The sequence below is a fragment of the Couchioplanes caeruleus genome (assembly GCF_023499255.1).
Taxonomy (GTDB): Bacteria; Actinomycetota; Actinomycetes; order Mycobacteriales; family Micromonosporaceae; genus Actinoplanes; species Actinoplanes caeruleus_A.
Window position 1 is genome coordinate 380968 of record NZ_CP092183.1, and the last position, 26490, is coordinate 407457.

The 26490-nt window shown below is 71.0% G+C and carries 26 protein-coding genes and 5 tRNA genes; 15 read left to right on the forward strand and 16 right to left on the reverse strand.

Annotation, left to right across the window (positions count from 1 at the left end; translation table 11 throughout):
* The first annotated feature begins 3 nt into the window (after positions 1 to 3).
* Both COUCH_RS01780 and COUCH_RS01785 read left to right on the forward strand, forming a co-directional pair.
* Entirely contained in the window at positions 4 to 567 is a 564-nt protein-coding gene (locus COUCH_RS01780) for an NADPH-dependent FMN reductase (RefSeq protein WP_249610373.1), read from the forward strand.
* Complete coding sequence (locus COUCH_RS01785) at positions 564 to 1181, forward strand: antibiotic biosynthesis monooxygenase (protein WP_249610374.1); 618 nt, start codon at positions 564 to 566, stop codon at positions 1179 to 1181. The genes COUCH_RS01780 and COUCH_RS01785 overlap by 4 nt, the downstream gene beginning before the upstream one ends.
* Here the strand turns inward: COUCH_RS01785 and lipB are convergent.
* The 3 genes from lipB to COUCH_RS01800 are packed head-to-tail and all read right to left on the reverse strand — an operon-like array spanning position 1144 to position 3360.
* On the reverse strand, positions 1144 to 1800 hold the full coding sequence (gene lipB, locus COUCH_RS01790; protein ID WP_249610375.1) for a lipoyl(octanoyl) transferase LipB: 657 nt from the start codon (positions 1798 to 1800) through the stop codon (positions 1144 to 1146). The two genes, COUCH_RS01785 and lipB, sit on opposite strands and share 38 nt — an antisense overlap.
* Complete coding sequence (locus COUCH_RS01795) at positions 1778 to 3031, reverse strand: RNA polymerase sigma factor (RefSeq protein WP_275980122.1); 1254 nt, start codon at positions 3029 to 3031, stop codon at positions 1778 to 1780. The genes lipB and COUCH_RS01795 overlap by 23 nt, the downstream gene beginning before the upstream one ends.
* Positions 3019 to 3360, reverse strand: coding sequence for a YciI family protein (locus tag COUCH_RS01800; RefSeq protein WP_249610377.1), 342 nt, complete (start codon positions 3358 to 3360; stop codon positions 3019 to 3021). The genes COUCH_RS01795 and COUCH_RS01800 overlap by 13 nt, the downstream gene beginning before the upstream one ends.
* A gap of 278 nt (positions 3361 to 3638) precedes the next feature.
* Here COUCH_RS01800 and COUCH_RS01805 point away from each other — a divergent pair, with 278 nt between their 5' ends.
* Complete coding sequence (locus COUCH_RS01805; RefSeq protein ID WP_249610378.1) at positions 3639 to 4445, forward strand: C40 family peptidase; 807 nt, start codon at positions 3639 to 3641, stop codon at positions 4443 to 4445.
* A 110-nt stretch (positions 4446 to 4555) separates the two neighbouring features.
* Complete coding sequence (locus COUCH_RS01810) at positions 4556 to 5119, forward strand: prepilin-type N-terminal cleavage/methylation domain-containing protein (RefSeq protein WP_249610379.1); 564 nt, start codon at positions 4556 to 4558, stop codon at positions 5117 to 5119.
* On the opposite strand, the gene COUCH_RS01815 is transcribed toward COUCH_RS01810, so the two are convergent.
* Positions 5120 to 6304 (reverse strand): GAF domain-containing sensor histidine kinase, encoded by a 1185-nt coding sequence (locus tag COUCH_RS01815; RefSeq protein WP_249610380.1) that lies wholly within the window; start codon positions 6302 to 6304, stop codon positions 5120 to 5122.
* 342 nt (positions 6305 to 6646) lie between these two features.
* Here COUCH_RS01815 and COUCH_RS01820 point away from each other — a divergent pair, with 342 nt between their 5' ends.
* Positions 6647 to 7177, forward strand: a complete 531-nt coding sequence (locus COUCH_RS01820) for a YbhB/YbcL family Raf kinase inhibitor-like protein (protein WP_249610381.1) — start codon at positions 6647 to 6649, stop codon at positions 7175 to 7177.
* Between the two features lie 73 nt (positions 7178 to 7250).
* Here COUCH_RS01820 and COUCH_RS01825 read toward each other — a convergent pair whose 3' ends face one another.
* Positions 7251 to 7964: a class I SAM-dependent methyltransferase gene (locus COUCH_RS01825; protein ID WP_249610382.1), complete on the reverse strand. Its 714-nt coding sequence runs from the start codon at positions 7962 to 7964 to the stop codon at positions 7251 to 7253.
* A gap of 264 nt (positions 7965 to 8228) precedes the next feature.
* On the opposite strand from COUCH_RS01825, the gene COUCH_RS01830 reads away from it, so the two are divergent.
* On the forward strand, positions 8229 to 10196 hold the full coding sequence (locus COUCH_RS01830; RefSeq protein ID WP_249613521.1) for a hypothetical protein: 1968 nt from the start codon (positions 8229 to 8231) through the stop codon (positions 10194 to 10196).
* A 24-nt stretch (positions 10197 to 10220) separates the two neighbouring features.
* Here COUCH_RS01830 and COUCH_RS01835 read toward each other — a convergent pair whose 3' ends face one another.
* The gene (locus tag COUCH_RS01835; protein WP_249613522.1) at positions 10221 to 10943 is read right to left on the reverse strand and encodes an IucA/IucC family C-terminal-domain containing protein; all 723 of its coding nucleotides are present in this window, start codon (positions 10941 to 10943) and stop codon (positions 10221 to 10223) included.
* 379 nt (positions 10944 to 11322) lie between these two features.
* Between COUCH_RS01835 and COUCH_RS01840 the strand changes: the two genes are divergently transcribed.
* Positions 11323 to 12903, forward strand: coding sequence for a peptide deformylase (locus COUCH_RS01840; RefSeq protein WP_249610383.1), 1581 nt, complete (start codon positions 11323 to 11325; stop codon positions 12901 to 12903).
* Between the two features lie 85 nt (positions 12904 to 12988).
* On the opposite strand, the gene COUCH_RS01845 is transcribed toward COUCH_RS01840, so the two are convergent.
* Together COUCH_RS01845 and COUCH_RS01850 are read right to left on the reverse strand one after the other, a co-directional pair.
* Entirely contained in the window at positions 12989 to 14101 is a 1113-nt protein-coding gene (locus COUCH_RS01845; protein ID WP_249610384.1) for a globin domain-containing protein, read from the reverse strand.
* A gap of 450 nt (positions 14102 to 14551) precedes the next feature.
* A complete protein-coding gene (locus COUCH_RS01850; RefSeq protein ID WP_249610385.1) occupies positions 14552 to 15652 on the reverse strand; it encodes a hypothetical protein in 1101 nt (366 codons plus the stop codon).
* 551 nt (positions 15653 to 16203) lie between these two features.
* Here COUCH_RS01850 and COUCH_RS01855 point away from each other — a divergent pair.
* The 3 genes from COUCH_RS01855 to COUCH_RS01865 all read left to right on the forward strand — a co-directional run bounded on the left by COUCH_RS01855 (position 16204) and on the right by COUCH_RS01865 (position 16858).
* Positions 16204 to 16294, forward strand: a tRNA-Ser gene (locus COUCH_RS01855).
* A gap of 36 nt (positions 16295 to 16330) precedes the next feature.
* Positions 16331 to 16403, forward strand: a tRNA-Arg gene (locus COUCH_RS01860).
* 152 nt (positions 16404 to 16555) lie between these two features.
* Positions 16556 to 16858 carry a hypothetical protein gene (locus COUCH_RS01865; RefSeq protein WP_249610386.1) on the forward strand — a complete coding sequence of 101 codons (303 nt, stop codon included), beginning with the start codon at positions 16556 to 16558 and terminating at the stop codon, positions 16856 to 16858.
* Between the two features lie 49 nt (positions 16859 to 16907).
* On the opposite strand, the gene COUCH_RS01870 is transcribed toward COUCH_RS01865, so the two are convergent.
* Positions 16908 to 17444 (reverse strand): alpha/beta hydrolase, encoded by a 537-nt coding sequence (locus tag COUCH_RS01870; protein ID WP_249610387.1) that lies wholly within the window; start codon positions 17442 to 17444, stop codon positions 16908 to 16910.
* Between the two features lie 41 nt (positions 17445 to 17485).
* On the opposite strand from COUCH_RS01870, the gene COUCH_RS01875 reads away from it, so the two are divergent.
* From COUCH_RS01875 to COUCH_RS01885, 3 genes are all read left to right on the forward strand, one after another.
* Positions 17486 to 17671: a DUF4241 domain-containing protein gene (locus tag COUCH_RS01875; protein ID WP_249610388.1), complete on the forward strand. Its 186-nt coding sequence runs from the start codon at positions 17486 to 17488 to the stop codon at positions 17669 to 17671.
* Positions 17672 to 17911: 240 nt separating this feature from the next.
* Entirely contained in the window at positions 17912 to 19207 is a 1296-nt protein-coding gene (locus COUCH_RS01880) for a hypothetical protein (protein ID WP_249610389.1), read from the forward strand.
* A complete protein-coding gene (locus COUCH_RS01885) occupies positions 19204 to 19821 on the forward strand; it encodes a hypothetical protein (RefSeq protein ID WP_249610390.1) in 618 nt (205 codons plus the stop codon). Before COUCH_RS01880 ends, COUCH_RS01885 begins: the two co-directional genes overlap by 4 nt.
* Positions 19822 to 19839: 18 nt before the next feature.
* Here the strand turns inward: COUCH_RS01885 and COUCH_RS01890 are convergent.
* From COUCH_RS01890 to COUCH_RS01920, 7 genes are all read right to left on the reverse strand, one after another.
* Positions 19840 to 19920 (reverse strand) — tRNA-Tyr (locus COUCH_RS01890).
* Between the two features lie 12 nt (positions 19921 to 19932).
* Positions 19933 to 20005: transfer RNA gene (locus COUCH_RS01895), tRNA-Leu, on the reverse strand.
* A gap of 40 nt (positions 20006 to 20045) precedes the next feature.
* Positions 20046 to 20118: transfer RNA gene (locus COUCH_RS01900), tRNA-Leu, on the reverse strand.
* 363 nt (positions 20119 to 20481) lie between these two features.
* The gene (locus COUCH_RS01905; RefSeq protein ID WP_249610391.1) at positions 20482 to 22122 is read right to left on the reverse strand and encodes a cellulose binding domain-containing protein; all 1641 of its coding nucleotides are present in this window, start codon (positions 22120 to 22122) and stop codon (positions 20482 to 20484) included.
* Between the two features lie 166 nt (positions 22123 to 22288).
* Positions 22289 to 23020, reverse strand: coding sequence for an SIR2 family NAD-dependent protein deacylase (locus COUCH_RS01910; RefSeq protein ID WP_249613523.1), 732 nt, complete (start codon positions 23018 to 23020; stop codon positions 22289 to 22291).
* Complete coding sequence (locus COUCH_RS01915) at positions 23017 to 23790, reverse strand: CPBP family intramembrane glutamic endopeptidase (protein ID WP_249610392.1); 774 nt, start codon at positions 23788 to 23790, stop codon at positions 23017 to 23019. Before COUCH_RS01915 ends, COUCH_RS01910 begins: the two co-directional genes overlap by 4 nt.
* Positions 23787 to 24392 (reverse strand): DNA mismatch repair protein MutL, encoded by a 606-nt coding sequence (locus COUCH_RS01920; RefSeq protein WP_249610393.1) that lies wholly within the window; start codon positions 24390 to 24392, stop codon positions 23787 to 23789. The genes COUCH_RS01915 and COUCH_RS01920 overlap by 4 nt, the downstream gene beginning before the upstream one ends.
* 36 nt (positions 24393 to 24428) lie before the next feature.
* Here COUCH_RS01920 and COUCH_RS01925 point away from each other — a divergent pair, with 36 nt between their 5' ends.
* The gene (locus tag COUCH_RS01925) at positions 24429 to 25115 is read left to right on the forward strand and encodes a response regulator transcription factor (RefSeq protein WP_199510098.1); all 687 of its coding nucleotides are present in this window, start codon (positions 24429 to 24431) and stop codon (positions 25113 to 25115) included.
* On the forward strand, positions 25112 to 26440 hold the full coding sequence (locus COUCH_RS01930) for a sensor histidine kinase (protein WP_249610394.1): 1329 nt from the start codon (positions 25112 to 25114) through the stop codon (positions 26438 to 26440). Before COUCH_RS01925 ends, COUCH_RS01930 begins: the two co-directional genes overlap by 4 nt.
* The last annotated feature ends 50 nt before the right edge of the window (positions 26441 to 26490 follow it).

Below are 26490 nucleotides of genomic sequence, written 5' to 3' on the forward strand. Positions count from 1 at the left end.
GGCATGGACACCACGCCGCTTCGCGTCGCAGTCATCGTCGGCAGCACCCGGGAGGGCCGGTTCGGGCCCACCGTCGCCGCCTGGATCGCCGGCCTGATCAGCCGGCGATCCGACCTGAAAGCCGACCTCATCGACCCGGCCGCGACCACCCCCACCGCCCGCGTCCCGGCCGAGGACCGGACCGTGACTGAGGCGCTCGGGCTGGCCGACGCGTTCGTCGTCGTCACGCCCGAGTACAACCACAGCTATCCCGCGCCGCTGAAGGCGCTCATCGACGGTCACTTCGGCGAGTGGCGGGCCAAGCCGATCGCCTTCGTCTCGTACGGCGGGTTGTCCGGCGGCCTGCGCGCGGTCGAACACCTGCGCCCCGTTTTCGCCGAACTGCATGCCGTCACCGTGCGGGACACCGTCAGCTTCCACGGCGCCCGGCAGTGCTTCGGCGGGGACGGGCTTCCCGTCGACCCGGGCAGCACCGTCGCGGCGGAGCGGATGCTCGATGGGCTCACCTGGTGGGGGAACTCCTTGAGGGACGCCCGCGTGCTGCGCCCGTACCCGATGGGAGCGTGAAAGTGCAGATCAGTGACCGGATTCCGGACCCTGCGCGAGACGAGGCTCGGTTTGTGCTCTCGGGCGAGTGGCAGGCGCGCGACAGGGAGGCGTCGGCGGTGGTCGATGCCTGGAGGGCTGAGCCATGGCCGGAGGGCCTGCTCTCGTATTCGATCTACCGTGATGCCGATGGCGGCCTCGTCCGGGACTACTCACAGTGGACCGACCGGCCGTCGAACCGTGATCTGCCCGGCATCGTCCGCCACGATCAGACGGAATATCAGCTGTATCGCGGCTCGCGAAAACCCGGCACGCCCGGCGCGGTCGTCGTCGTGCGCGTCGATACGGACGGTGCCGACCTCTCCCGCACCTGGGTCGATGCGGTCTTCGATGCGCTGGCCCACGACCGGCATCTGCCCGCAGGTGGCATCGGCGCGTTCTTCCACGTCAGCACGGACGGCACGCGGGTGCTCAACTACGCGGAGTGGGAGAGCGCGGAGGCCCACCGCCGGGCCGTCGCGGCGACCGGCCGCGGCATTTCGAACGGTCCGTTGTGGGACAAGGTCCAGACGATGCCGGGGGTACGCCCGCGGAGCGTCACCCGTTTCCACCTGTACGCGACCCTGACTCCTTGACGAGGTGGAGCGCGACGGCGTCGCGGACCGCGGCCTCATCGGGCATGGGGATGCCCTGCTGCGTGGCGAGCTGGCGCAGCGACGTCATCGCCACGTCGGTGAGGCTGCACGCGACGAACGAGTCGAACACCGACAGGTCCGGGTCGATGTTGAGGGCGAAGCCGTGGCTGGTCACGCCGCCGCGGATGCGCATGCCGATGGAGACGAGCTTGCGGCCGTCCGGGGTCCAGACGCCGACGAGGCTGGGTGACCCCTTCGGCGTGTCCCGGCGCACGGTCTCGAAGCCGAGGTCGTGCAGCGCCGCGACCAGGTCGTTCTCCAGCCACCGCACCACGTCGCCGGGGCCGCGTTCGCGCAGGTTGAGCACCAGGTAGCCGACGAGCTGGCCGGGGCCGTGGTACGTCGCGTGACCGCCGCGGTCGGCCGGGACCGCCGGGATGCGGGACAGGGCGCCGGGCAGGTCGGTGACGGGTGTCGTGTGCCCGTACGTGATCACCGGCGGGTGGCTGAGCAGGAAGAGCCGGTCCGGCGCGGCCCCGGACCGGCGCTCCTCGACCCAGCCGGCCATCCGTCGCATCGCGTCCTCGTACGGGACCTCACCCAGGTCGACTCGTTCCATCACCCCAGTCTGCGCCGCGGCCGGCGAGCAGGTGCCGGCGTTCGGCCTCGTTCTGCGTGAGTTGCGCCGCACGCTCGTACTCGAGCGCCGCCTCGGGTGCCCGTCCGAGCCGGCGGAGGAGATCGGCGCGGACGGCGTGCAGGACGTGGTACCGGTCGAGGTCGAGCCCGTCGACGATCTCCAGCGCGGCCGCCGCACCGGTGACCTCGGCGACCGCGACGGCGCGGTTCAGCGCGACGACCGGCGTCGGGGTGAGCACCGTGAGCTGGTCGTACAGATGCAGGATCGCCGGCCAGTCGGTGGCCGCTGCGGTCGGTGCGGCGCTGTGCACCGCGTTGATCGCCGCCTGGAGCTGGTACGGGCCCGGCCTGCCCCTTCCCGCGACGGTGAGCCCGGCCGAAACCGACGAATTGAACCGCCGCACACACGCCCGCACGATCCGCTGACCTTCGGCGATCAGCGCGGCATCCCACCGGGTCCGGTCCTGGTCGCCGAGGCGTACCAGCTCACCGTCCACGGTGGTGCGAGCGGGCCGGCGGGCGGCGATGAGCAGTTGCAGCGCCAGCAGCCCGGACACCTCCGGCTCGTCCGGCATGAGGGCCGCCAGCATCCGGGTGAGCCGGATCGCCTCGGCGCACAGGTCGTCGCGGACGAGGGCGGGGCCGGCGCTGGCCGCGTACCCCTCATTGAAGATCAGGTAGAGCACGGCCAGGACCGGTCGCAGCCGGTCCGGCAACTCCGCTTCCCCCGGCACCCGGTACGGGATGCCCGCGTCGCGGATCTTGGCCTTGGCCCGCACGATGCGCTGCGCCATCGTGGCCTCCGGCACCAGGAAGGCGCGGGCGATCTCGGCGGTGGTGAGCCCGCCGACGAGCCGCAGGGTGAGCGCGACCTGTGCCTCCCGGCGCAGCGCGGGGTGACAGCAGGTGAAGATGAGCCGCAAGAGGTCGTCCTCCTCGCTCGTCCGGCCGGCGTGCAGCCGGAGGGCTTCCGCCTCCTTCACGCCACGGACCGCCTCCCGGCGGAGGCGGTCGACGGCCCGGTTCCGGGCGGTCGTGATGATCCAGCCGGCCGGGCTGGGCGGCATCCCCTCGCGCGGCCAGCGGTCGGCCGCGACGGCGAAGGCGTCCTGCACCGCCTCCTCGGCGAGGTCGAGGTCGCCGAGGAAGCGGGTCAGGACGGCCACCGCGCGCCCGTACTCCGCGCGGTAGACCTCGGTCAGCCCTGGAATGGCCGGACCTCCACCGGCAGCGTGGTGATCGCCGCCATCCGCCGGGCCCAGTCCAGCGCGCCGTCGAGGTCGGCCGCCCGGACGACGGTGAAGCCGCCGAGGTGTTCCTTGCCCTCGGTGAAGGGGCCGTCGGTCAGCATGGTGTCGTCGTCGCGTACGCGCACCACTGTCGCCGTGTCGGGCGGGCAGAGCCCCGCGGTGAACACGAATGCTCCGGTGTCGTGCATTTCCTGAGTGAGCTCGGCGAGCCCCCGCATGATCGGTTCCAGGAACTCGGGCGGCGGCGTCGGTCCGTCGGGCTGATACACGCTGAGCAGGTACGTCTTCACATCTGCCTCCCTGGAAGAACTGCTTTCACGCCCTACACGAACGGCGGTCCCCCGGCATCGACAGCGGCGCGGGATGGATTTTGCCAATTCCGCCGGACCGGGTCCCGAATGTGTGTTGGCATGGTCGGCGGAATGACCAATACGTCCGGGTTCCCATTGTCGCTGCTCGACGGGTGACGAACCGGTCGGCGGCAGCGACGCCCCGCCCGGCTGGGATGCGCGTGAGTGCCCCGGGCCGAGTTCGGAGGCTCCTGCTGTCCCGTCCGACCACCGGCCGCGTGCTGGCCGCCGGCGCCCTGGCGCTGGCCGTGAGCGCACCGGCCCTCGAACCCGTCCACTTCGCCGCCGAAGCGCGGCCCTCCCCGGTCCTCGCCGTCGCCCCCGCCGCGGTGGCCGACGCGACGCTGCAGGCCCGCTCCCGTGACCGGGTGGCTTCCCGGGCCGCGGCCCGCCGATCCGCCACGCGCCCCGCCGCGACGGCGCTTCGTGCGGCACAACGTCAGATCGCGACCGTACGGCGGGCAGAGAAGTCCCGCCACGCCGCCGAACTCCGCGCGGCCGCCGAGCGTCGCGCGATCGCCCGGCGAGAGGCCCTGGCCGCCGCCCAGCACCGGCGCTCCCTTGCCGCCCAGCACCGGCGCTCCCTCGCCGAACGGCGGGTGCGGGCCGTCCGAGCCGAGCGCCGGGCCCACGTGCGTCCCACGGGTCACGCGGTGAGGCATCGCGCGAAGCAGCGCACGCGCCGCAGCGTGCCGGCGGGGATGTCCGCGGTCATCGCCTTCGCCCGGGCCCAGGTCGGCAAGCGCTACTCGGCAGGCGCGGAGGGCCCGAACGCCTTCGACTGTTCCGGGTTCACCAAGCGCGCGTACGCCCGCGCCGGAATCCGCCTGCCGCACTCGTCGGGAGCGCAGGCGGCCCGGGCCCGCTCGATCTCCCGGTCCGCGGCCCGGCCCGGCGACCTGGTCGTCGGCGCGGGGCACGTGGGCATCTACATGGGCGGCGGAATGATGATCGACGCCGGCAACCCGCGTACCGGCGTCGTCTACCGCAGGATGTACGCCGGCCTGCACATCGAACGGCTCTGACCCGGCGCCCGCCGGCTGATCATGGCGCCGGGCCGGAACCACGGCCCGGCGCGTGATGTTCCGCTGGTCAGGTACTCGGATCAGGTCCGGCGGTGCCGATAACGAAGGTCATGGGGAGCAAGTCCGCGTCGACGCGTGCCGGCGACGAGGGCTTCACGTTGATCGAGCTGCTCGTCGCGATGACCGTCATGGTGGTGGTGATGTCGATCGCCACCGCGGGGATCGTCTCGATGTACCGGTCGGCCGGCGAGGTCGACGCCCGGTCGGCGGCGCAGGCGGAGCTCGGGCTGGTGCTGCAGCGGCTCGACCGCGAGGTGCGTTACGCCCGGGGCGTCTCGTCGACGCCGGACACCGGCGCCTCCGCCGTCGACTTCCTCACCATCCAGGGCACGCACGAGGTCTGCGTCCAGCTGCGGGTCGTGAACGGGGTGCTGTCCCAGCGGACCTGGGCGTACGGCGGGAGCGGGATCAGCCCGACGGAGTGGAAGCCACTCGCCTCGGGGCTCACCCTCGCCCGGCCGTTCACGTACGTGCCCCCGGACGACTCGCTCGGGCACCAGCGCCTGCGGATCGACCTGCGCCGGCAGCAGGAGGGCAACCAGGCCACCTTCACCGCGCTCAACACCGACCGGAGCAGCGGGAACGACTACTGCGCGGCAGGCCGTACCCCCTGATCAGGGTTTCGGCAGGATGATCCGGACGGTCGTGCCGATGCCGAGCTCGCTCTCCACGTGGATGCTGCCGTGATGGGCGTCGATGATCGAACGGACGATCGCCAGCCCGAGGCCGGGCCCGGGGGCCGCCATCGCGTCGGCCGCGGTGCTGCGGAAGAAGCGGTCGAAGACGTGCGGCAGCTCGTCCGCGGGGATGCCCACCCCGGTGTCGGTGATCACGACCTCCGGTTCGTCGCCGGCGGTGGTGGTCACCGAGATCTCGCCGCCGGCCGCGGTGAACTTGACCGCGTTCATGATCAGGTGGTTCAGGGCCTGGCTCAGCCGCTTGGCGTCCCCGCGGGCGGGCACCGGCTCGGCGCAGCGGATGCGCAGCTTGACCTCGCGGTGCTCGGCGAGCGGCCGGCACGACAGGGTGACGTGGTGCACCAGCTCGGCCAGGTCGATCTCGGCCAGGTCCAGCTCCACCGCCTCGTCACTGAGCCGCGCGACGGTCAGCAGGTCGTCGATGAGCCGCAGCAGGCGGTCGGAGTTGCGTTGCATCACGGTCAGGAACCGGTGCGAGGTCTCCGCGTCGAAGTCGTCGTCGAGCAGCATCTCCAGGTAGCCCCGGATGGCGGACAGCGGGGTCCGCAGCTCGTGGCTCACCGAGGCGAGGAACGAGTCCTTCATCCGGTCGAGCTGGCGCAGCCGGTCCACGATCTCGCCGGCGTGCCGGGCGTACCGGCGCAGCTCCAGCTGCACCGCCGCGTGCCGGGCGAGGCTGCGCAGGGCGCGGCGCTGCTCCTCGGTCAGCTCCCGCGGCCGCCGGTCGACCACGCACACCGTGCCGATCGGGTGGCTCCCGCCGAGGACGACGGGTGCGCCCGCGTAGAACCGGACCTGCTGACCCGCGAGCGCGGCGGTGTCCGGGCCGGTGTCCGCCACCTCGACCATCTGCCGGGACTGCACCACCCGGAAGCAGTACGGCAGCTCGCCACCCACATCGCCCCGGGCCACCCCGGCGGCGGCCTTCACCCACTGCCGGTCCCGGTCGACGAACGTCACCAGCCCCACGGGGGTCGCGCAGATCTCCGAGGCGAGCAGGGCGATGTCGTCGAAGTCCTCCTCGGCGGCCGTGTCGAGGACATGGGCGTCGTGCAGGGCGGCGAGACGGGCGGCCTCGTCGTCCGGCAGCGGAGCTCTCACGACAGTGATCGTCTCATCGCCGCGCCCTGGCCAGGGCCGGTTTGCGGCGGGACAGCAGTCGGCGCCCGTCCCGTGGGACAGGCGCCGACTTGCTGGCCGCGGCGTCGTTGCCGGACGACCGATCACCACCGGGCGCGGGGATCTCCTGCCGCTCACACCCGGTCGGATGTCTGACACAACTATTGCCCGCGTCAAGCGATTTGACGCGCACCAGCTGTGCGTTTGTTCATTTTCCTCGGCACAGGTCATCAGCTCGAAAGGCCGCTGACATGTCTGCCGGTTACTCTCGGCTGCACCTGGGCAGTCTGACTCGGACCGAGCACAGCTGGAAGGACAACGAGTATGAGCCTGGAGCGCGCCGAAGCACCGGATCCGTACGACCTCCTGCCGCCGGTGCCGTCCTTCACGGTGACCAGCACGGACCTGGCCGACGGGCAGCCGCTCGACGAGCGGTACGTGCACACCAGCGTCGGTGGCAAGAACCTCTCCCCGCAGCTCGCCTGGTCCGGATTCCCGGCGGAGACCCGCGGCTTCGTGGTGACCTGCTTCGATCCGGACGCGCCGACCGGCAGCGGTTTCTGGCACTGGGTGCTGGTGAACCTGCCGAAGTCGGTGACCGACCTGCCGCGCGGCATCGACCCGCTCCCCGAGGGGGCGTTCACGATCCGCAACGACTACGGCGAGGCCGGTTACGGCGGTGCCGCCCCGCCGCCGGGTGACCGCCCGCACCGGTACGTCTTCGCGGTGCACGCCCTGGACGTGGACCGCCTCGAGGTCGGCGCGGACGCGACGCCGGCGTACGTGGGCTTCAACCTCGCGTTCCACACCCTGGCCCGGGCGACGATCCGCCCGACCTACCAGGTCAAGGGCTGAGAACCCGCCGTACGCGAAAGCCCGCCAGGTCGATGGACCCGGCGGGCTTCGTCGTCAACTGCTCAGGGGCAGGTCAGCCGGGGACCTTGGCGACCACGAAGACCGACTGGCCGAACGGCGGCTTCACGATCTTCTCGGCGGCCTTGGTGACCGGCAGCACCACGCTGTCGTAGACCTTCACCATCGGGCCCTCCTTCGGGGCCAGCTTGAAGATGCTCGTCGCGCCGTAGTAGCCGATGAGGCCGAGCGCGTTCGCGTAGTGCAGCTTCTCGATGGTCAGGCCCGCCTCGGTCATGGCGGCGCGCATCGTCTTCTTGGTGTAGCGGCGGATGTGTCCCGTCGCGATGTCGACCTGGCTCATCGCGAACATGAACGCCGGCACGATGAGGATGACCCGGCCGCCGGGGCGGACCAGCTCGGCCATGCTGCGCAGGGCGCCGACGTGGTCCTCGATGTGCTCGAGCACGTTGTACGACACCGCGGCGCTGTACTCACCGGCGGCGTCGGCCGCGGGCAGCAGCATCTGGCGCACGTCGATGTTGGCGTGGTCGGCCAGGCGCTCCTTGAGCAGCACGAGCCGGTCGGGGTCCGCCTCGGTGGCGGTGAAGTGCGGAACGTGCTCCGCCCACTCCAGGGCGTAGTCGCCGAGACCGCTGCCGATCTCGATCGGGTTCTCCCCCAGGTAGGGGAGCGCGAGCTCGACGAACCACCGACGGTGGTTCACCGCCATGGCGAGGCCTTCGAGCACTTCGGACTGGATCCGCTGGTCTCCAGTGATGTCTGCCATAAGTAGGTTCCCTCGTCTTGCCGATCCGAGCTGACAGCGGGACCGGAAGAGTTAACCATCCGGTGCGTCCTGCCGAAAGTTGAGCAGGGGGTGGGCGCTCTATTTTTGCCTGATTGAGACATTGCCCGGCGGGTACCCGGGGTTGATACCCATCATGCCCGACGGGTGCCGACCGCGTCTAAAACGCGTCTTCATATCGGCTCGATCACGCATGGGCCGCCCGTCACAACACTGTTATCAACCTCGGTTAGGCTCGCCGATGCTATGACGATTACGGGTATTGACTCGACAGGCCAGTCGCCCGGCGGGAACCTTCTGCCACCGCCCCGCGAGGCCGCCGCCGACGACCTGGATGCGGAGCTGATCGCGCTGGAAAGCGAGGTCGCCGCGCCGATCTCCGTCATACCCGCAGATCGCACGGCGCCCGCCGGTGAGCCGCAGGTCACGCCGCGGCGCCGCTGGTGGCGGTCTCTCACCTGGCGAGATGCGCTCGCGATTACCTCGTTCATTGCGGTAGCGCTCTTCGTCACAGCTCCGTTGTGGCTCAACCTTGATCATGAGTTGCGCGACGATCCACAGGACCAAGCATTTTTTGAGTGGATGTTGGCGCACGGTGCACGCGTGCTCACGGATGGCGTTTATCCGTTCTTCTCGGATCGCATGAATTACCCCGATGGGGTGAACATGATGGCCAACACCTCGGTGTTGGCGGTTTCGCTGCCGATGACGCCCGTCACTGCCATCTTCGGGCCGCATGTGGCGTTCAACGCGTTTCTCACCCTCGCGTTGGCACTCACCGGTATCTCATGGTATTTGGTGCTCTCTCGCCACTTCGTGGCATCCCGGCTCGCGGCGTGGGTCGGCGCCCTCGTCGCCACCTTCGCGCCGAGCATGATCTCGCACGCCGGCGGCCACCCGAACATCGTCTCGCAGTTCCTGGTCCCGTTGATCATCTGGCGCACCCTCGCGCTCCGGACGCCCGGCCGGGTGGTCCGCAACGGCCTCGCCCTCGCGGGCCTGCTGGTCTGGCAGGCGTTCATCAACCTCGAGGTCCTGTTCATGACCGCGGTGGGGCTGGGCGTCTTCTGCGTGGTCATGGGGCTCGTCCGGCGCCGCGGTGGCCGGGCCGAGGCGCTGACGTTCCTGCGCGGCCTCGGCATCGCGGCCGCCGTCACGGTGGCGCTGCTGGCGTACCCGCTGTGTGTGCAGTTCTTCGGCCCGCAGAGCTACCACGGGCTGCCCGAGTTCGTCCGCTACTTCGGGGCCGACCTGGGATCCTTCACCGCGTACGCGCAGCGCTCGATCGCCGGCAACAGCGAGACCGCGGCGCGCCTCGCCCAGAACGCCTCCGAGCAGAACGCGTTCTTCGGCTGGGGCCTGGTGATCCTGTTCTTCGGCCTGGTGGCGTGGATGCGCCGCAGCGCCGCCGTCCTGACGCTGGCCGGGATCGCGCTGCTGTTCGGCGCGATGTCGCTCGGCCCGCAGGTCCGCCTCAACGGCGTCGACACCGGCGTCTCCGGCATCTGGTCGCTGCTGCACAGCGTGCCGGTGCTGAACTCGGCCGTGCCGACCCGCTGGGCCATGGCGATCGCGCCGGTCGTCGGCATCGTCCTCGCGCTGGGCTGCCAGAAGGCCTCGGACCTGATGAAGGCCCAGCCGGGCGCGCGGGGCCCGGTCCGGGTCGCGATGATCACGGCCGTCGCGATGGCGCTGGTGCCGCTCGCGCCGACCCCGCTCGAGACCGTGAAGATGGACCCGGTCCCCGAGTTCGTCACGTCCGGCGCCTGGCGGCAGTACGTGGACGACAACCACACGATGGTGTCGCTGCCCCTGCCCGACAGCACGTACCCGGACCCGCTGCGCTGGAGCGCGTACACCGGGCTCGACATGCGCATCGCCAGCGCGTACGCGTTGCTGCCCAGCCAGAACCCGCTCGACCCGGGCGACCGGACGGCTCTGTTCTCGCCGCCGTGGCGGCCGACCAGCGGCCTGATGACGTCGATCAAGCAGGGCAACCCGATCCCGGAGATCACCGACACCCGGCGCGAGATGACCCTGGCGGACCTGCGCTACTGGAAGGCCGGCGTCATCGTGCTCACGCCGCAGGTGCGCGACATCGAGATGCTGCGCGCGATGACCGACCTGCTCGGCTTCCAGCCCACCTGGACCGGCGGTGCGTGGGTGTGGGACGTGCGGAACCTGGTGGACGACCCGAAGGCGACGCTGGGCTGAGGCCCGGCGGCCGCCTCGGGGCGGTCAGGCCTGCTTGATGCAGCAGCCCATGCACACCTTGGGCTTGGGCAGCGTGAACGCGAGGCAGCACGTCTTGCGCTGCACGTCCAGCTTGCCGGCGCGGCCGGGGACCAGCTCGATGAGGTCCTCGACGCCGAGCGCGGTGAGCAGGGTGTCGATGGTCTGCGCGGACGAGCCCGGCATGACGTCGGCCGAGCGCAGGACCGCGTACGCCACCCCGGAGGCCAGCGAGCCCATCAGCGTGCGCTTGCCCAGCCGTACCTTCGCGTGGATGGCGTCGAGCAGCGGCGTGAGGTGCTCATCCAGCAGCGAACGGCGCAGCTCCTCCAGGAGCGCGGCCTCGTCCGCCACGACGCGTACCTCCGGCAGCCCGCTCAGCGCGAGCGGGTCCGACGGCAGCACTGCCACGGTGATGTCCGGGTGCAGGCCGAGCGTGACGAGCGGCCGCGGGTCGTTGAAGTGCATCAGCACGTCCGTGCCGGTCAGCAGCGGCACCCGGCGCGCGGACGCCCAGCCCAGCACGGCCGGCAGCGCCAGCCAGTACGTGTACGCCTTCCAGGCCAGCGCGGCCGCGGCGTGCGGCTGGGCCTGCCAGCGGTGCTTCGACGACTCCAGGAGCACGTCCAGGGCGCTGCCGGCCAGCTCGGCCGAGGGCACCCAGCCCGCGGTGTCACGGATCAGGAGGTCGGGCGCGAGGCCGGGCAGCTGCGTGGAGGTGCCGAACATGGCGCGCAGGCTCGCGGTGACCGGTGCCAGAGGGGCGTCGGCGAACGATGCGTGACCGGGGGCGTGGTCCAGGGTGGTGGTCACCGGCTGCCGCCGGGCCCGGGGGAGCAGGGGCTCCACTGGATCACCGTGCTCACCTCGCTGTCGCTCAACCTCTGGGGTCACTCACCGTACCCCGTTAAGGCTAGCCTAACCATGCCACCCCCTGCGCGCCCGGACAGGTGTTCTTCTGCACGAATACCCCCAGCAAGGGTCACCTAACGGAACGTTGCGCCGTTGCCGGAGTCGTCAAGGTATCTGTCGGCAACGCGCTACTAGCCCCATGCGGACACCGGAAGACATGGACACTGAAATTCCTGTCGCAAAGGGGACATCCGTGATGACCACCTCGCCTGTCGAGAGGGCCGCCGACCAGTTCGTGACGGCGCTCGCGCAATGGCGGGTCGAGCGCGGGATGACGAAGAAGCAACTCGCCGCCCGGATGGGCTTCGACCCCTCCTACGTCAGCCACGTCGAAGGCCGCCGGCACAAGCCCACCGAGGACTTCGCCCGGCGTGCCGAGGCGGTGCTGGCCGCCGGCGGCGCCATCTGGCAGAGATTCCAGGAGTACGACGAGCTGCGGCACGCCCGGGGCGCCACGCTGCACCGCGACCCCCCGGTACCCGTGCAGTGGATGCCGCCCGGCACCGGGCTCATCGTCGAGCGTGAGGTGGCGGAGCTCACGTACACGCAGGGGGCGTACCGGTGCCGGATCCGCCGGGCGCTCTACAACGCCGGCGTCGAACCCGTCACCCGCTACCTGGTGAAGATCGCGGTCGACCGCTACCCGCACGACCCCGCCGGCTCCAACCGCCACCACCGTACGCACCCGCTCAGCTTCGACGAGATGGACCTGCACGCGGTCGCGGGCGAGGGCGACGCGGCGGAGCCGATGCACTGGCGGCTCAAGCTCGACCGGGATGCCGCCAAGGAAGTCTGGCTGCTCTTCGCCAACGACCACGGTCAGTTCCCGCTCTATCCGGGAGAACGGACCACGATCGACTACGCGTACACGGTGGGCGAGGAGAAGTGGGGGCAGTGGTTCCAGCGGGCCGTGCGCCTGCCCACCCGCAACCTCACCGTACGGCTGGACTTCCCGGTCGAGTTCGAACCCCAGGTGTGGGGCGTCGAGACCTCCCTCGCAGCCGAGGTGCCGGTCCGTACGCCCCTCGAGCGCCACAACGACGACAAGCGCGCCGTCTTCGAGTGGTCGACCGACGCGCCCCTGCTCAACGCCCGCTACCGCCTCGAGTGGCGGTTCCGCGGGCAAGCCGCACCCACCGTCGGTGACGACGCAGTCCCGCGACCGGAAGCCGCGGCGGCACCGCACGGGGACACACCCCAGCGGGCCACCAACGGTCACGAGCTGAGAGCGAGCCAGCGGATGCGCGGAATCGGCATCGTCCAACGCGGCGCGGACCTGCTGCGCCAGCGCGCCCGTCACTTCCAGCTGCCCCGCGAGGAGGTGGTCGCCCGCGAAGCCGTGGACGCGCTGCGGACCACGCTGGACCGGCTCGAGGGCGTACACGACTTCAGCAAGGGCGTCGGCCTCGCCGCCCCGCAGATCGGCCTGGCCGCCGCGGCGGCCGTCGTCCGCCCGCCCGAGCGCGGCGCCGAGCCGGTCGTGCTGCTCAACCCGCGGGTGGTCGACGAGTCCGGCGAGACCGACGAACAGTACGAGGGCTGCCTGTCGTTCTTCGACTACCGGGGCCTGGTCCGGCGGCCGCTGCGGGTCGACGTGGAACACGCCCGCTTCGACGGCACCCGGGTGATCACGTCGTTCGAGCGCGCGATGGCCAGGCTGGTCAGCCACGAGATCGACCACCTCGAGGGCCGCCTGTACGTGGACCGCATGGCCGCCGACGCGACGCTGGTGCCGGTCGAGGAGTACGGCCAGACCGGCCGGCCGTGGACCTACTGACGCCTAGGGGTGTCCCGCGGATCATGACGGCCTGCGCCGGGCCCGGCTTCCGCCTCGGCGTCGCCATGATCCGCGGGACACCCGCCTAGGTCTCGGAGAAGCTGTCGTACTTGACGCGGATCGACGGCACCTGGAGTTCGGCGAGCGTCTTGAGCGTCGCCCGCACCATCGGCCCGGAGCCGGACACGAAGAAGTCGTGCTCGTTCCACGGGCCGTACCGTCCGACGACGTCCGAGATGTCGCCCTGCTCGCCGGGGAACGTCGGGTCGTCGCTGCACGCGGTCACCACGGACAGCCACGGGTAGCGGGCGGCGAGGCGGTTGAGGGCGGCCAGGTCGTACAGGTCGTCGCGGGTACGGGCGCCGAAGAACACATGCACCCACCGCGTTCGGTTGTAGCGCGTCAGCTCCTCCAGCAGGGATTTCACCGGTGCGAGGCCCGTACCGCCGGCCACGAACACCGCGTCGCGGGTGGACCGCCGGTCCAGGCTCATCGACCCCATCGGCGCCGCGAGGCGGAGCATGTCACCGACCTGCAGGCGGCGCACCAGCGCGCTGGAGACCCAGCCGGCGCCGAGCGCGCGGACGTGGAACTCGATCGAGTTGTCCCGCCGCGGCGCGTTCGCCGGTGAGTAGGTGCGCCACAACCTCGGCTGGAAACGCGGGCACTCCAGGCTCATGTACTGCCCGGCGCGGAAGTCCAGCGGCTGCATCGGCATCACGGTGAAGACCGCGATGTCGTGCCCCCGGCGCTCGTGCGCGGTGACCTCGGCGTACCAGTACGGCGGGTTCGTGTCGGCGTCGGCGCCGGCCATCATCTTCGAGGCGATCACCGCGTACGCGTCGGCCCAGGCCTGGTCGTACTCGATTCCCCACTGCTCCCCGGCGTAATGCCGCATCGCCTCGATCAGCGCGCCACCCACGACCTCGTAGTGCTTCGGTTCCACGTGGAACTTGCGATGATCACGGCCCAGCGACCGCAGATAGTCGTCGAACCGCTCGGGATCCTCCAGCGTCTGCACCGCGGTGACGATCGCCCCCAGCAACCGGGCCCGCTGCACGTCCATGTGCACGGGGAAGAGCTCCCGGAGATCGGGATGCGACAGGAAGATCCGCGCGTAGAAGTACCCGGCGACCTTGTCCTGATGCTCCTCGACGAGGCTCCAGCTCTCCTTGAGCAAACGCGCGAGGTCTCCCATGCCCTAAGCGTGAGCAGCGAAGACGCTGATGCATCGCACGCAAGGTGCGACGCGGACGGCACAGATTCCCGACAGTCGGCGCGTCGCTTGCCCGATACGCCGCAATTATGTCGACCTATGGCCGGTGGGCGTGGGTGATCGGCGCTCCTCGCTGTTCGCCCGGCGCGAACGCGGTCGCGGCCGGCCGGCTGGTCGCGGTCGGCTGGATGATCGCGGCCCGCTGGGTGGTTGCGGTCGGCCGGGTGGTTGCGGCTGGCCGGGTGGGTGCGGCTGGGTGCGGCTGGCTGGGTGGTTGCGGCCCGCTGGGGTTGCCGCGTTCGCGCCGACGATCGTGCCGGCGCGCGCTCGAGCTGGGCGGCGACCAGCGGGGGCGACCGACCGCCCCTTCGCGGCCCATCGTCCTGTCTGCGATCGATCGCCTGTCTGCGGTCGACCCGCTCTCCGCGGCCGTTACGCCGCGGCAGCCGTCCGGTAGAACAGAGTCGCCCGGGCGGCCACCGTGCTGGCGGCCGCGCGGCTGGTCAGGACCGCCGTGAGCAGGCTGGCGCCCGGGAAGAACCGATTGAGCCCGCGCAACACCGTCCAGGCGCCGGCGTGGACGGCCACCATCCGGCCGAGGCGCCAGAGCGCATCCGTGACGCCGCCGCCACCCTCGTACGAATGCTCCCGCGCAGCGGTCAGCGCAGCCTCGGCATCCTCCCGGGTGGGATGCACCCGGGTGAGAAGCAGCAGGTCGGCGGCCCGCGCCGGGTCGGCCGGATCAACGCCGTAAGCGGCGGCGACATGCAGGGAAAGCTCGGCATGCGCGAGCGCGGCGGCCCCCAGCAGCGTGAGCGGAGCGTACGACCCGGCGACCGCGCCGAAGACGCTGCCCACGGTGCCGAACCGCACGAACTGCTGCGCGGCCAGCCGGGCGAGCCCGTCCGGCGTCGCACCGGGGTACGCGTCCCGCATCCGGTCCGCCCACTCCTGCGCCTGCGGGCCGAGCGTCTGCACGGCGGCCAGCGCGAGGAGCTCGGGGGAATGGCCGGGGTCCGCGATCAAGCGCGCCCAGGCCTCGGTGTGAGTGGCGGACTCGACGGGGTGGCTCTGCGCCGGAGCGCTGGGAGTCGGCGCCGACGACTCGACGGAGGCGTTGGCCGTGCTTGCTGATGTAGGCGCGTCCGAGGCCGGCGGCGTGGCGGTTGCCAGCTCCCGGCTGGCGGCGGTTGCCAGCTCCCGGCTGGCGGCGGTGGGCTGCTCTGCGGGGGTGGTCTGCTCGTCGGGGACCGTTGTCATGTCGGGTTCGACGAGCGCGGGGGCCACCTCGGCGGCCGCTGCTTTGAGGGTGTGCTTGAGCGGGGCCGCCTTCTTGGCGGGGGTCGCCTTCTTCGCGGGTGCCGCGGCGTTGCCCGCGGGGGTCGCCTTCTTGGCCGGCGTCGCTCCGGCCGGCGTGACCTTCGCGGGTGTGGCCTTGGCGGAGGTGGGGCCGGTGGCTTCCGGGGCCGCTTTCTTGGCCGGACCCGCCTTCTTCGCCGCGGTCGTCTTCTTGGCCGGCGTGGGGTTCGTCACCGCCTTGGCCGGGGCCGCTTTCTTGGCCGGACCCTCCGCGCCGCTGTTTGCGCCGCTGTTCGCGGCGCTGGGCGTGCGCTTGGCGGGCGGTTGGTTCGCCGGGTTGCGCCTCGAAGCGGGCTGCTGCCTGCGCGGCGGCGCGGCCGGGGTCGAGCCGTTGACCTGGGCGGACTCGTCTGCGGTCGGGTGGTCTGCGGCCGTACTCTTCCCTCGATCAACCGTGGGACCCGGCGGCCGGAACGTGATCGGCGGCGGCGTGGCCGGCGGTTTCCGGGCCGGCGGCGCGGAGGATTCCTGCTGGTCAGACGTGCTGAACGGCGCCCGGGGCGACCGCGGTCGACGCGGCGGCGGCTGGTTCTCCTCCATGCCGTCGGAGCCTAGCCTGACCAAGCCGGTTTCACCTGTTGGAAAGCGGTGTGGCCGATTTTCGCCCGCACTCCGCGGCCCGCCCGGGCCGCTCCGACCGAGGCAACGCGCGGAGGGGCGAACCTCTTTGCCGGGCCGTCGGAGGGTCCGGTATCCTCAACCGTCGGTGGCCTGCAAGCCACCGAGGAGACTTCGCCTAGTCTGGTCTATGGCGCCGCACTGCTAATGCGGTTGGGGGCTTATACCCCCTCCCGGGTTCGAATCCCGGAGTCTCCGCGTGTGAAGCCGGTGTGTATGCTGGCGAAGCACCGAGCGCCCGTAGCTCAATGGATAGAGCATCTGACTACGGATCAGAAGGTTAGGGGTTCGAGTCCCTTCGGGCGCACTTCCAGAGAAGGCCTCCACCAGCCGAAACGGCATGGTCGGAGGCCTTTCTCGCTTTCACAGGCCGCATTCACCGGTCGTGACGTCGGCTTGGCGAGTCACCGAGCCGGCTCGCCACCGGCCGAAACCATTGGCGAACGGAGGGTGCCGGCCATGGCTGCCTCGATCGGAATTTGGGCCCAAGGCGATCTGGCCGGTGAGCGGGTTCTGTACCGATGGGAGGCCGGCCAGGACAGTGGCTTCGTGTCGTTCGAGGTGGCGACGCGCAGGTTTCGTCCGGCCGACGTCGGTGGGCGGCCGATCGGAGATCTGGTGCTCGACGTGGTCAGCGGGGACGTCACCGGGGCGGCCGATGGGGTCGGTAGTCGGTTGCTCAGCCAGGTAGCTGCGGCGATCCTGCGCGGGTACGCCCGTGTCGGTGGGCCGCCGGCCACGGCACATGCCTACTACCACTGACCGAAGCCCGGATCCGGTCGTGAGGCAACCCCGCCGAGAACTGGACGCGTTATCCCGGCCATCCGATGGCGTCGAGGAAATCCCCGGTGGCGGCGACAACATGGCTCAGCACCGCGACCGAGTCGGTGAGCGGGCCCGGTACGTACATGCCGTGGTTCGCGCCTCTCACCTCCAGCACATGAGGTGACAGCCGCCGGGCCAGGTCACCGTCCCACGTCTCGTCGGCCGTGCCGCCCACCAGCAGGAACGGCGCCGTCGCTCGGCTCAGCGCGTCGGCCACCCACGGCAGGGTGAGCAGGGGCGTCAGCCATACCGCGGGCAAGGATCTCTGTGCCGTGAGGGTGGCCGCGTTGGTGCCGAGCGATTTGCCGATGAGCAGCGGGCGGCCGGCGACGGAGTCGATCAGCGGAGCGACGTCAGCGGCGACCCAGCTTTCGATCTCCGGACGGTTGGGCGGCGGGAACTCGTGTGACCAGGAGTGGCGGTGGACCGTCGCGCCTCGCTGTTCTGCCACGTCTCCGGCATACATGAGGAGCGGGGCGTACGGTCCGAACCGACCGCCGGGGATCACGACCGCGTCAGCCATGCGGACGACCCTACTCACGCACGGCCAGGTTCCGATCCTTCGTGGACGGGCTGGAGGACGACCGGCTGGAGCACGGCCGGGTCGCCGGGGAGCGGCAGTTCGTGGTGGTGGAGGCGGGCGGAGTGGTGGCCTGGCCGAGCGGGCGGGGAGACGGGTCGTATCCCGCCTGGATCGGGTACGACGATGCCGGGTCGGTGGCGTGTTTCGTGGCGGACATGCGGCTGTGACGAATTCGTGCGAGTGAATTCCGACCCGCTGAGCGGGCCAACCGAAATGTCCCCTGGGCGAGTCGGCGAGACGACAGATACCGCCATTGACCTGCGGCGAGAAGAACCTGAAGATCATCGCGACATCGATCGATCCGGTCCCGGGGGTACTGCGGGACAGGGGTTCTGAAGCGGGGAAGTTTGTTGATCAAAAGATATGGCTGGATCAGTGCGGCGCTCTCCCTGATCTGTGTTCTGGGCGTGACACCCACCGTGGCGCGGGCGGACGAAGCCCCCGCACCGACGTTGACCGGGACCTTGCGTACGCCGGAGGGAAAGCCGATCCCGGATGCGGTCATCACCGTTTCCGTCGAGCCCACCGCCGACCAGATGCTCGCGTTGCCGGCCGGCTCGGAGGTCCACCCGACCGACGTGGGCTGGGGTTACAGCTGGGACGACGGGTCGTTCAGCACCTGGATCGCCGATCCCACGACCCTCGTCGGCGCCCGTGACGCGGACGGCCTGATCAGCCTCGTGCTCACCGCGCCCACCGACGAGGGCCAGGTGTTCTACCGCAGCCGGGTCACGCTCGGCGATGACGGCGTGCTGCGGCCGTTCGCCGACGACGTCGCCGCCGACTCGGATGCGGCGGACCGGCAGGCCGGCCTCTCCGCCATGGCCGTGGCGCCGAACGGCCGCCCGGCCTTCGACCTGGTCGCCACCCAGGTGACGCCCACCGAGAGCCGCGGCACCACGACGGTCGCCGAGGGGCGGGACTGCCCGGCAACCATGATCTGTGCGACCGGGTCGGTTCTGAACGAGTCGGAATCCGCCCGTACGGACCGGCCCGCGTACGACGCGGCGGTGGCAGCCGGTAACGCGCAGAAGTCGGCCTCGGGCAAGACCTTCGACCCGGACGTCTGGTGCGGAGGCAACCACTGGTACCTGAAGAAGAGCGGCGACGTCTCGAATCGCAACGTCACCATGGCGGACCAGTCCACCGGCAAGCACAGCACCGGCACCTTCGAGTACAAGACGACGAAGAACACGAGCCTGGAGATCGGCGTGACGAACCGGGCCGGAGCGCTCGTCACGACCCTGGGCATGACCAAGGGGACGAACGTCAACGCCACCATCAAGGGCACCATCGGCAAGAACGTCAACGCCGAGTGGTGGGTGAGCTACGGCCTCAACATGTACGACGTCATGTGCCAGAGCAACACGACCTACAAGAAGTGGTGGTCCGGCTATACCCAGTACCGCGCGAAGGGCTTCACGGGTAGCTCGAACCGGCGCACCTGGACTCCGTTCTCGTGCAACAGCGGTTACCGGAACACCATCGGTCCGGACATGGAGATCAGTGTCGCCAAGGAGAAGACGACGACACGCAGCGGAGCATTCGGCGTCGGCAACGCGACCAGCGGCAACCTGAAGGCGACCCAGACGTGGAGCAGCTCGGTCGGGATCGGCTACAAGTCCGACGGCACCGGGTTCGACATCTGCGGCTACAAGGGACGCTGGTACACCGGGGTCACGAAGACCCGGGAGGTGGCGTGACCGGCGCGGTCGCTGGTGCGCCTCCTGTCTCGGGCGTGAGGCGTACCCGCCGCCTGCTGATCGTGGCCGCGGCTGTGGTGGTCGCCGCGGTGGTCGCCGGTCTGTGGGTGGTCGGGAGACTGCCGGGTGTGCCGCTGCGGGACGGACCGCTCGAGGGCACGAACTACGAGGAACTGTGGCAGAAGACCAAACCCACCGACACCGGAATGCTGTGGGGTTCGCTGGTGCTGCACAACTCCACCAAGAGCGACATTGTTCTGGTCGACGTGGCGCTGGCCGACCCGGACGGAATCGTCCCCTCCGCGGGACCGTACATCTGGGGTGAGGACCGCGTCGCAATGATCGGCTCGGCCGCGGTCAGCGGGTACAAGTTTCCGTTGCCGGCGGAGTGGAAGATTCCGCCGAAGCATGCGGTTGCGGGCTACCGCATCCGGCCGCAGGCGGAAAGCGACAGCGTTGAAGTGCTGTATGAGCTTCCCGTGCCGCGCAGAACCAGCACGATCCGCGGCATAGCCGTTCGGTATCGCACCGCTGGCATCACCTACCGTCGGACCTTCGACGTGATCCTGACCATTTGCGCGCCGACGGAGCCTGAGCGTTGCGACAACCATTGACGCCGCGGATTGCGGGCGTGCGGTAGGAGGGATTCGAACCCTCTCAGCGATGCACCTGCTTTACAGGCAGGCCCGACTCTCCCGCGTCGGCGCTACCGCTTGCGGATTGCGTACCCGGGGAGGGATTCGAACCCCAATCCTTCCGACCCTGAATCGGACGCCTCTGCCGTTGGGCTACCCGGGCTCGTGCTTGCCGCCGGCGGTTTCGGCGGCGGTTTGGTGCGTACCCTCGGCGGGATTCGAACCCGCACCGGCGACGTCCTCAACGTCGTGCCTCTGCCGTTGGGCCACGAGGGTGGACCGCACCGCGTCGGGGCGGTGCGGGGCGTCGGCGGGCCGGCGGGGGTAGCGGTCCCGCCGGCCCGGCCGTGGCCGGGCGCGTACCGCGCACCGGGCCGGGGAGAAAGTCGATATGAGAAAAGCCGCCCGGTCCTCGGATCGAGGGGGCGGCTCGGATGGGTACGCTGCTGCGTTACCCGCTCCGCCGCTCCGGCGAATAGGTGAGGTCGGACAGGAGTAGCTGAATGGCCCGCCGCGTCATGTCGGTTCAACTCCCCTCGTCCTTGCCGGTGTTGCGATCATCCTGTAGGACCGGGCCGTAGTGGTAAAGGCATTTATGGGCCGGCCGGCGCCGCGGGTGCGGCGCCGGCCGGAATGCGGTCAGGCGGGCGTACAGGTCGGTGTCATTGCGGCGCTCGTGCCGGTGGCCTGGAAGCCGAATTCCGTGGCCTGACCGGCGGTCACCCGGCCGTTGTACGAGACGTTGGCGAACTGCACGGCTCCGCTCGCGCCGGTACGGGTGGTGTTCCAGCTGCTGGTGACGGTCGCGCCGGCCGGCAGGGTGAGGCCGACTGCCCAGCCGTTGATGTCCGTGGCGCCCGCGGTGACCTTGACGGTGCCGACGAAGCCGCCGTTCCACGCGTTGACCGAGATGCTCGCGGTGCACCCGGCGGAAGCGGGCGGCGGGTCCGAGGGCGGCGGGTTGCTGGGCGGCGGGTCGGAGGGGCCGGGGCCGGACGGCGGGGTGCTGGGCGTGCCGGTGCTGAGGGCCGGGGTCTGCCAGTCGCGCCATTCGGCGAGGTTGCCGGCCGCCTTGCTGGAGATGCGCATGGTCCCCGCCGCGTTGCCCGTCTTCAGCAGGAACTTCTGGATGTTCTGCTGCAGCGGCGTACGCCATTCCGGCCGGTTGGCGCAGTGGTTGCCGTCCTGGATGTCGGACCAGTAGGTGATGTTGTCGCCCACGCCGAGGGCCTTGTAGACCTCGGCGCCGCCCAGGGCTGCCACGCTCGCCGACTTCGGGCCGAGGTTCACGATGTGCGGGTTGTCCATGATGAACAGGCCGCGCGGCGCGACCATGGCGACCATCTCGTGGGTGTCGACCGGGAGGCGGGCCGGGCTGCTCGTGAAGGAGCCGAACGCGTCGCCCAGCCAGGGCTGTTCGCCGTACGCGCTGCTGAGGCTCTGTGCGCCCTCGCCGGGGATGCCGCGGAAGATCGGTACGCCACCGCTGCCCGACTCGATCGGCATGGTCAGTGCGATGCGCTGGTCGAAGGCGCCGATGACGAACGCGCCCTTGCCGAAGCGGGAGCAGCCGGTGACGCCCGTCGCGTCGGGGCGCAGGATCGTGCCGCCGGACTGCTCGATCACGTCGATGATCCGGCTGACGCCCCAGGCCCACGCCATGAGCAGGCCGGTGCTGCTGGACGAGCCGTAGATGCTGTAGAACGCGCCCTGCTTGTTGCTGCGGGGCGTGCCCTCCTTGCCGACGGCGTACGGGTCGTAGGTGATGACCGCGGCGCCGGCTGCCTTGATCGTGGCGGTGTCGGCGCCGAACCCGCCGAGCACGACGACGGCCGGGAACGGGCCGGAGCCGCCGGGCAGCTCGACCTTGGCGGAGAAGCTCGAGCTCTTGCCCTGGTGCGACACGTTCACCGTGATGTTCGTGCTGGTGACCGTACCCGTGACCGTCTGCGGCTTTGCGGGCTTCTCGCCGTACACGTATCGCTCGGCCTGCTTTTTGATCTCCTCCCGCCGGCAGGTCCACTCGGATCTGGTCGCGATGCGGGTCCCGTCGATCTTCTTGAACGGGTCGGGGAGCTTCGCGACGGTGGGCAGCGCGCCGGTGTCGGGCAGGGCGGGCACCGGGCAGCCGGCGCCCTCGTCCTCGACGCCGGCGGCCGCCGTGACGACGTCCGCGGTGGCGATCCGGGGAATGGCCGCCACCGCGGCGCCGACCGTGAGCGCTGCGGTGAGCGCGACCACGGTCGAGCGGATCGCCGAGCGGCCCGGGATTCTGTTCACGGGCTTCTCCTTCCGGGGCGTGGGAGCGCTCCCGAGTTGATGCCCCAGTGTTGGCGGACTCATTGAACCGAGTCAATACAACGCAGAAAGTTCCGGTCATCTCGGCAGCCGGCACGAGTACGACCAGCGAAGACGTCCATCCGAGATCGATATGGACGCGCCGAAATTATCGGAGTGAGGGCAGCATGCGTGCCGCGGGGCCGTGCAAGTTCACGTCGGCCACCGGGTCCAGGGCCGTCGGTTGTGGATTGATCTGGATGACCGCGGCGCCGGCGCGGGCAGCCACGTGCGGCAGCTCGGCCGCCGGGTACACCAGCCCGGAGGTGCCGATGGTCAGCATCAGGTCGCAGGCGGCCGCCACCTCCACCGCGCGCTCCAGCGCGGCCTCCGGCAAGGCCTCGCCGAACCACACCACGCCGGGGCGTACGGGCCCGGAACAGCGTGCGCACCGCGGTGGCGGCAACCGCCGTCCCTCCTCGGGCTCGTCGGCCGGGTCGGTGGGCAGCGGCCACGGCTCCCCGCAGTCGGCGCAACGCGGCTCGAAGAGGCTGCCGTGCAGGTGCACCACGTCCGCGGAGCCGGCCCGCTCGTGGAGGTCGTCGACGTTCTGCGTGACGACCACAGCTCCCGGGATGCCCGCGACGGCGTGGTGCGCCGGATTGGGGTGTGCGCGGCCGACGAGCGTGCGGCGCCACTCGTACCAGCCCCAGACCAGGGCGGGGTCGGTGCGGAACGCGCGCGGGGTGGCCAGCGCCCGGGCGTCGAAGCGTTCCCACAGGCCGGTGAGCGCGTCGCGGAACGTCGGGATGCCGCTCTCCGCGGACACGCCCGCGCCGGTGAAGACGACGACGCGGCGGGCGTCGGCGAGCAGGCCGCGGGCCCGCTCCCCGGGCGTCACAGCCACCTGAGCCAGTCGTCGGGCAGCAGGGTGTAGCCCACGAACGCGGCGATGTCGAGCAGGCTGTGCGCCACGATCAGCGGCATGACCCGGCCCTTGCGCAGGAAGAACAGCGCGAACACCACGCCCATGACCGCGTTGCCGACGAAGGCGCCGAAGCCCTGGTAGAGGTGGTACGAGCCGCGCAGGACCGCGCTGGCCGCCACGATCCAGCCCAGCCGCCAGCCGAACGAGCGCAGCCGGGTGATCAGGTAGCCGACCACGATCACCTCTTCGAGGATCGCGTTCTGCATCGCGGCGATGATCAGCACGGGGATCGCCCACCACACCGGCTTCAGCGCCGCCGGGATGATCTGCGCGTTGAGGCCGAGCTGCGCCGCCGCGTACACCAGGAGCAGGCCGGGGATGCCGATCGCCGCCGCCAGCCCGGCGCCCCGGCCCAGGTCCGGGCCCGGGCGGCGCAGGTCCAGGCCGAGCGTGCGGACCGGCTCCAGCCGGTCGCGGTGCAACAGATAGAGGGCCAGGAGTACGGGCACGAGCGCGAAGAAGATGCCCAGCAACTGGTACGTCAGATCGAGGTACGGCCGCGGCGACTGCGACGGGTTCAGCGTGGCGGTCTGCTGCGACAGCGGCTTCCCGGCGGTGAGCTTCGCGACGAGGGACACGACGGCGTACACCGCCGACTGACCGAGCGACAGCAGCAGCACGACCGCGATCTCGAAGCCCGTCTCCCGCCGCGTGGCCGCCGGGCGATCGACCGTGGCCGTCACGAGCCGACCTCGCTGACCTCGGCGAACGGTTTTCCGGCCTGCCACACCACGTGCACGATGAAGCTGTGGTTGACCTCGTTGAAGTAGACGGCGAGGTTGTCCGCGGTGTTCTGCACGGTCGCCACCGAGAAGCCGTCCGCCGGCGTGGCCGTGACGAGCTTGATGACGCCGTCGGCCGCCCGGATCACGGTCTGGCCGCCCTCCATCCGGAACGACCGGACATAGGTACGGTCGCCGTCACCGTTCGTGGTGACGGTCCAGCCGTCCTCGACCGTCGTCGTCGAGTCGTCCCGGGCCGGCGGCGAGGTCGTCGTCGGGGTCCGGGTCGCCGGCGTGGAGCGGGTGCGTGACGGGCTCCGCGCGGCCGAAGGCGAGCGGGGCTTCTCCGGCGCCGGGGAGGTGACGCCCGGCGACGGCGGTGGCGGGGCCGGCGTGGGGCTGAACACCGTCGAGTCGCGCAGTTGATCGACCGACACCAGGGCGCTCTCGTCCGCGGTGGCCGTACGCAGCACCGGCAGCATCGCCACCGACGCCAGCGCGACGCTGGTCAGCGTGGCCGCGCACCATCCGAGCACCGGGAACCAGCTCCGCCGAGATCGCACGTGGCCATGCTCTCACCTACCCCTATGGTTGTGCCCATGGCGTTGATCCTGCTGGTCGAGGACGACCGCAACATCACCGCGGCGCTGACCCGGGCGCTGACGGACGCGGGCCACGTCGTGCGCCCGGTCGGGCAGGCCGCCGAAGCCCTGAAGATCCTCACCGAGGAGCAGCCGGACCTGGTGATCCTCGACCTCGGGCTGCCGGACATCGACGGCACGGACGCGCTGCGGATGATGCGTTCCGTGTCGGCCGTACCGGTCATCGTCGCCACGGCACGCCGCTCCGAGGCCGACATCATCACGTTGCTGAGCGACGGCGCCGACGACTACGTGACGAAGCCGTTCTCCAGCGGTCACATCCTGGCTCGGATCACCGCGGTGCTCCGGCGTACCCGGGCCGCCGTCGACACCGCACCCAGCGTGATCACCGTCGGGGAGCTGGAGATCAATCCCCGCCAGCGCCGGGCCGCGCTGCGCGGGCAGGCCCTGCAGCTGACCCGGCGCGAGTTCGATGTGCTCACCTACCTGGCCGAGCGCGTCGGTCAGGTCGTCAGCCGCCGGGAGCTGCTGACCGAGGTCTGGAACCAGTCCCGCATCGGCGAGGAGCAGACCATCGACGTCCACATCTCCTGGCTGCGGCGCAAGCTGGGGGAGACGGCGGCGGCGCCGCGGTTCCTGCACACCGTACGCGGGGTCGGCGTGATGATGGTCGACCCGCAGTGAGATGGGAGCTGAACCGGCTGGCACTCGCCATCACCTCGATGGTCGCGCTGGCCTTCCTCGTGCCGCTGATCTACGCCACCGGGAAGATCGCCCACGACCGGGCCATCGGTGACGCCCGGCAGCAGGCGGCCGCGATGGTCGCGGCGCTCGCCGTCAACGCCGACCCGCAGTTGCTGACCAGCGCGGTCGCCAGCACGGTCGCGGGCAGCGCGGGCCGGCTCGCGGTGCACCTGCCCGGCATCGCGCCGGTCGGCCACAGCCACGTCAGCGACGCGGAGGTCGCGCAGGCCAACCTCTACCGGCGACCGGTCACCGCCGATGCCGCCGGCGGGCTCGTCTACCTGCAGCCGAGCGTGCTGAGCGACGGGCGGTCCGTGGTGATCGAGGTCTTCGTGCCGGACGAGGAGATGCGCCGGGGCGTGTGGCCGGCGTGGCTGGCGCTGGGTGGCCTGGCGATCGTGCTGGTCGCCGGCTCGGTGCTGTTCGCCGACCGGCTCGGCGGCCGCCTGGTGCGCGCCACCCGGGACCTGGCGGGCTCCAGCCGCCGCCTCGGCGCCGGTGATCTCGCCGTGCGCGTCGACCCGTCCGGGCCGCCGGAGCTGCGGGACGCGGCGAACGCCTTCAACGCGATGGCCGCCGACCTGCGCCGCCTGCTCGACGCGGAACGGGAGCTCGCGGCCGACCTCTCGCACCGGCTGCGGACGCCGCTGACCGCGCTGCGGCTGGACGCGGAGACCATGCCGCCCGGACCGATCGGCGACCGGATGCGGCAGGCGTGCGACATGCTCGACGAGGAGCTCGAGGCGATCATCGCCGGCGCCCGCCTCGGCGTGGAGGCGCGCGGCAACCAGCAGTCGGACCTCGTGGAGGTGCTCGCCGACCGGCTGGCGTTCTGGTCGGCGCTGGCCGAGGACCAGTTCCGGCCGTGGGAGGTCGTGGGCGGGCAGACCCCCGTACCCGTGCCCTTGCCGCGCAGCGAGCTGATCCTGGCCGTGGACTCGTTGCTGGGCAACGTCTTCGCGCACACGCCCGAGGGGGTGGCGTTCCGGGTGACGGTCTCGCCGGCCGGGCTGCTCGTCGACGACGCCGGGCCGGGCATCGCCGACCCGCAGGCCGCGGTGCAGCGCGGGGTGAGCGGCGCCGGCTCCACGGGACTCGGCCTCGACATCGTGCGCCGGGTCGCCGAGGCCGCGGGCGGGCGGCTGGAGATCTCCCGGGGGCCGCTCGGCGGGGCGCGGATCGGGCTGGTGCTGCCTGTACGCGAGGAAGCGCCGCCGCCCCCGCCGCCGCGGCCGGCCGCCCGGCGCCGCCGTACGCCTTCATGATCCTTTCTGGTGCTGTTAAGGCTGCTTTATGGAACGCGTCGTTACGGTCC

Coding starts and splice junctions, on each gene's coding strand:
- COUCH_RS01925 (WP_199510098.1), top strand. CDS start 24,429: ATGGCGTTGATCCTGCTGGTCGAGGACGACCGCAACATCACCGCGGCG.
- COUCH_RS01865 (WP_249610386.1), top strand. CDS start 16,556: ATGGCTGCCTCGATCGGAATTTGGGCCCAAGGCGATCTGGCCGGTGAG.
- COUCH_RS01780 (WP_249610373.1), top strand. CDS start 4: ATGGACACCACGCCGCTTCGCGTCGCAGTCATCGTCGGCAGCACCCGG.
- COUCH_RS01810 (WP_249610379.1), top strand. CDS start 4,556: ATGGGGAGCAAGTCCGCGTCGACGCGTGCCGGCGACGAGGGCTTCACG.
- COUCH_RS01820 (WP_249610381.1), top strand. CDS start 6,647: ATGAGCCTGGAGCGCGCCGAAGCACCGGATCCGTACGACCTCCTGCCG.
- COUCH_RS01870 (WP_249610387.1), bottom strand. CDS start 17,444: ATGGCTGACGCGGTCGTGATCCCCGGCGGTCGGTTCGGACCGTACGCC.
- COUCH_RS01830 (WP_249613521.1), top strand. CDS start 8,229: ATGACGATTACGGGTATTGACTCGACAGGCCAGTCGCCCGGCGGGAAC.
- COUCH_RS01825 (WP_249610382.1), bottom strand. CDS start 7,964: ATGGCAGACATCACTGGAGACCAGCGGATCCAGTCCGAAGTGCTCGAA.
- COUCH_RS01835 (WP_249613522.1), bottom strand. CDS start 10,943: ATGTTCGGCACCTCCACGCAGCTGCCCGGCCTCGCGCCCGACCTCCTG.
- COUCH_RS01840 (WP_249610383.1), top strand. CDS start 11,323: ATGACCACCTCGCCTGTCGAGAGGGCCGCCGACCAGTTCGTGACGGCG.
- lipB (WP_249610375.1), bottom strand. CDS start 1,800: ATGGAACGAGTCGACCTGGGTGAGGTCCCGTACGAGGACGCGATGCGA.
- COUCH_RS01845 (WP_249610384.1), bottom strand. CDS start 14,101: ATGGGAGACCTCGCGCGTTTGCTCAAGGAGAGCTGGAGCCTCGTCGAG.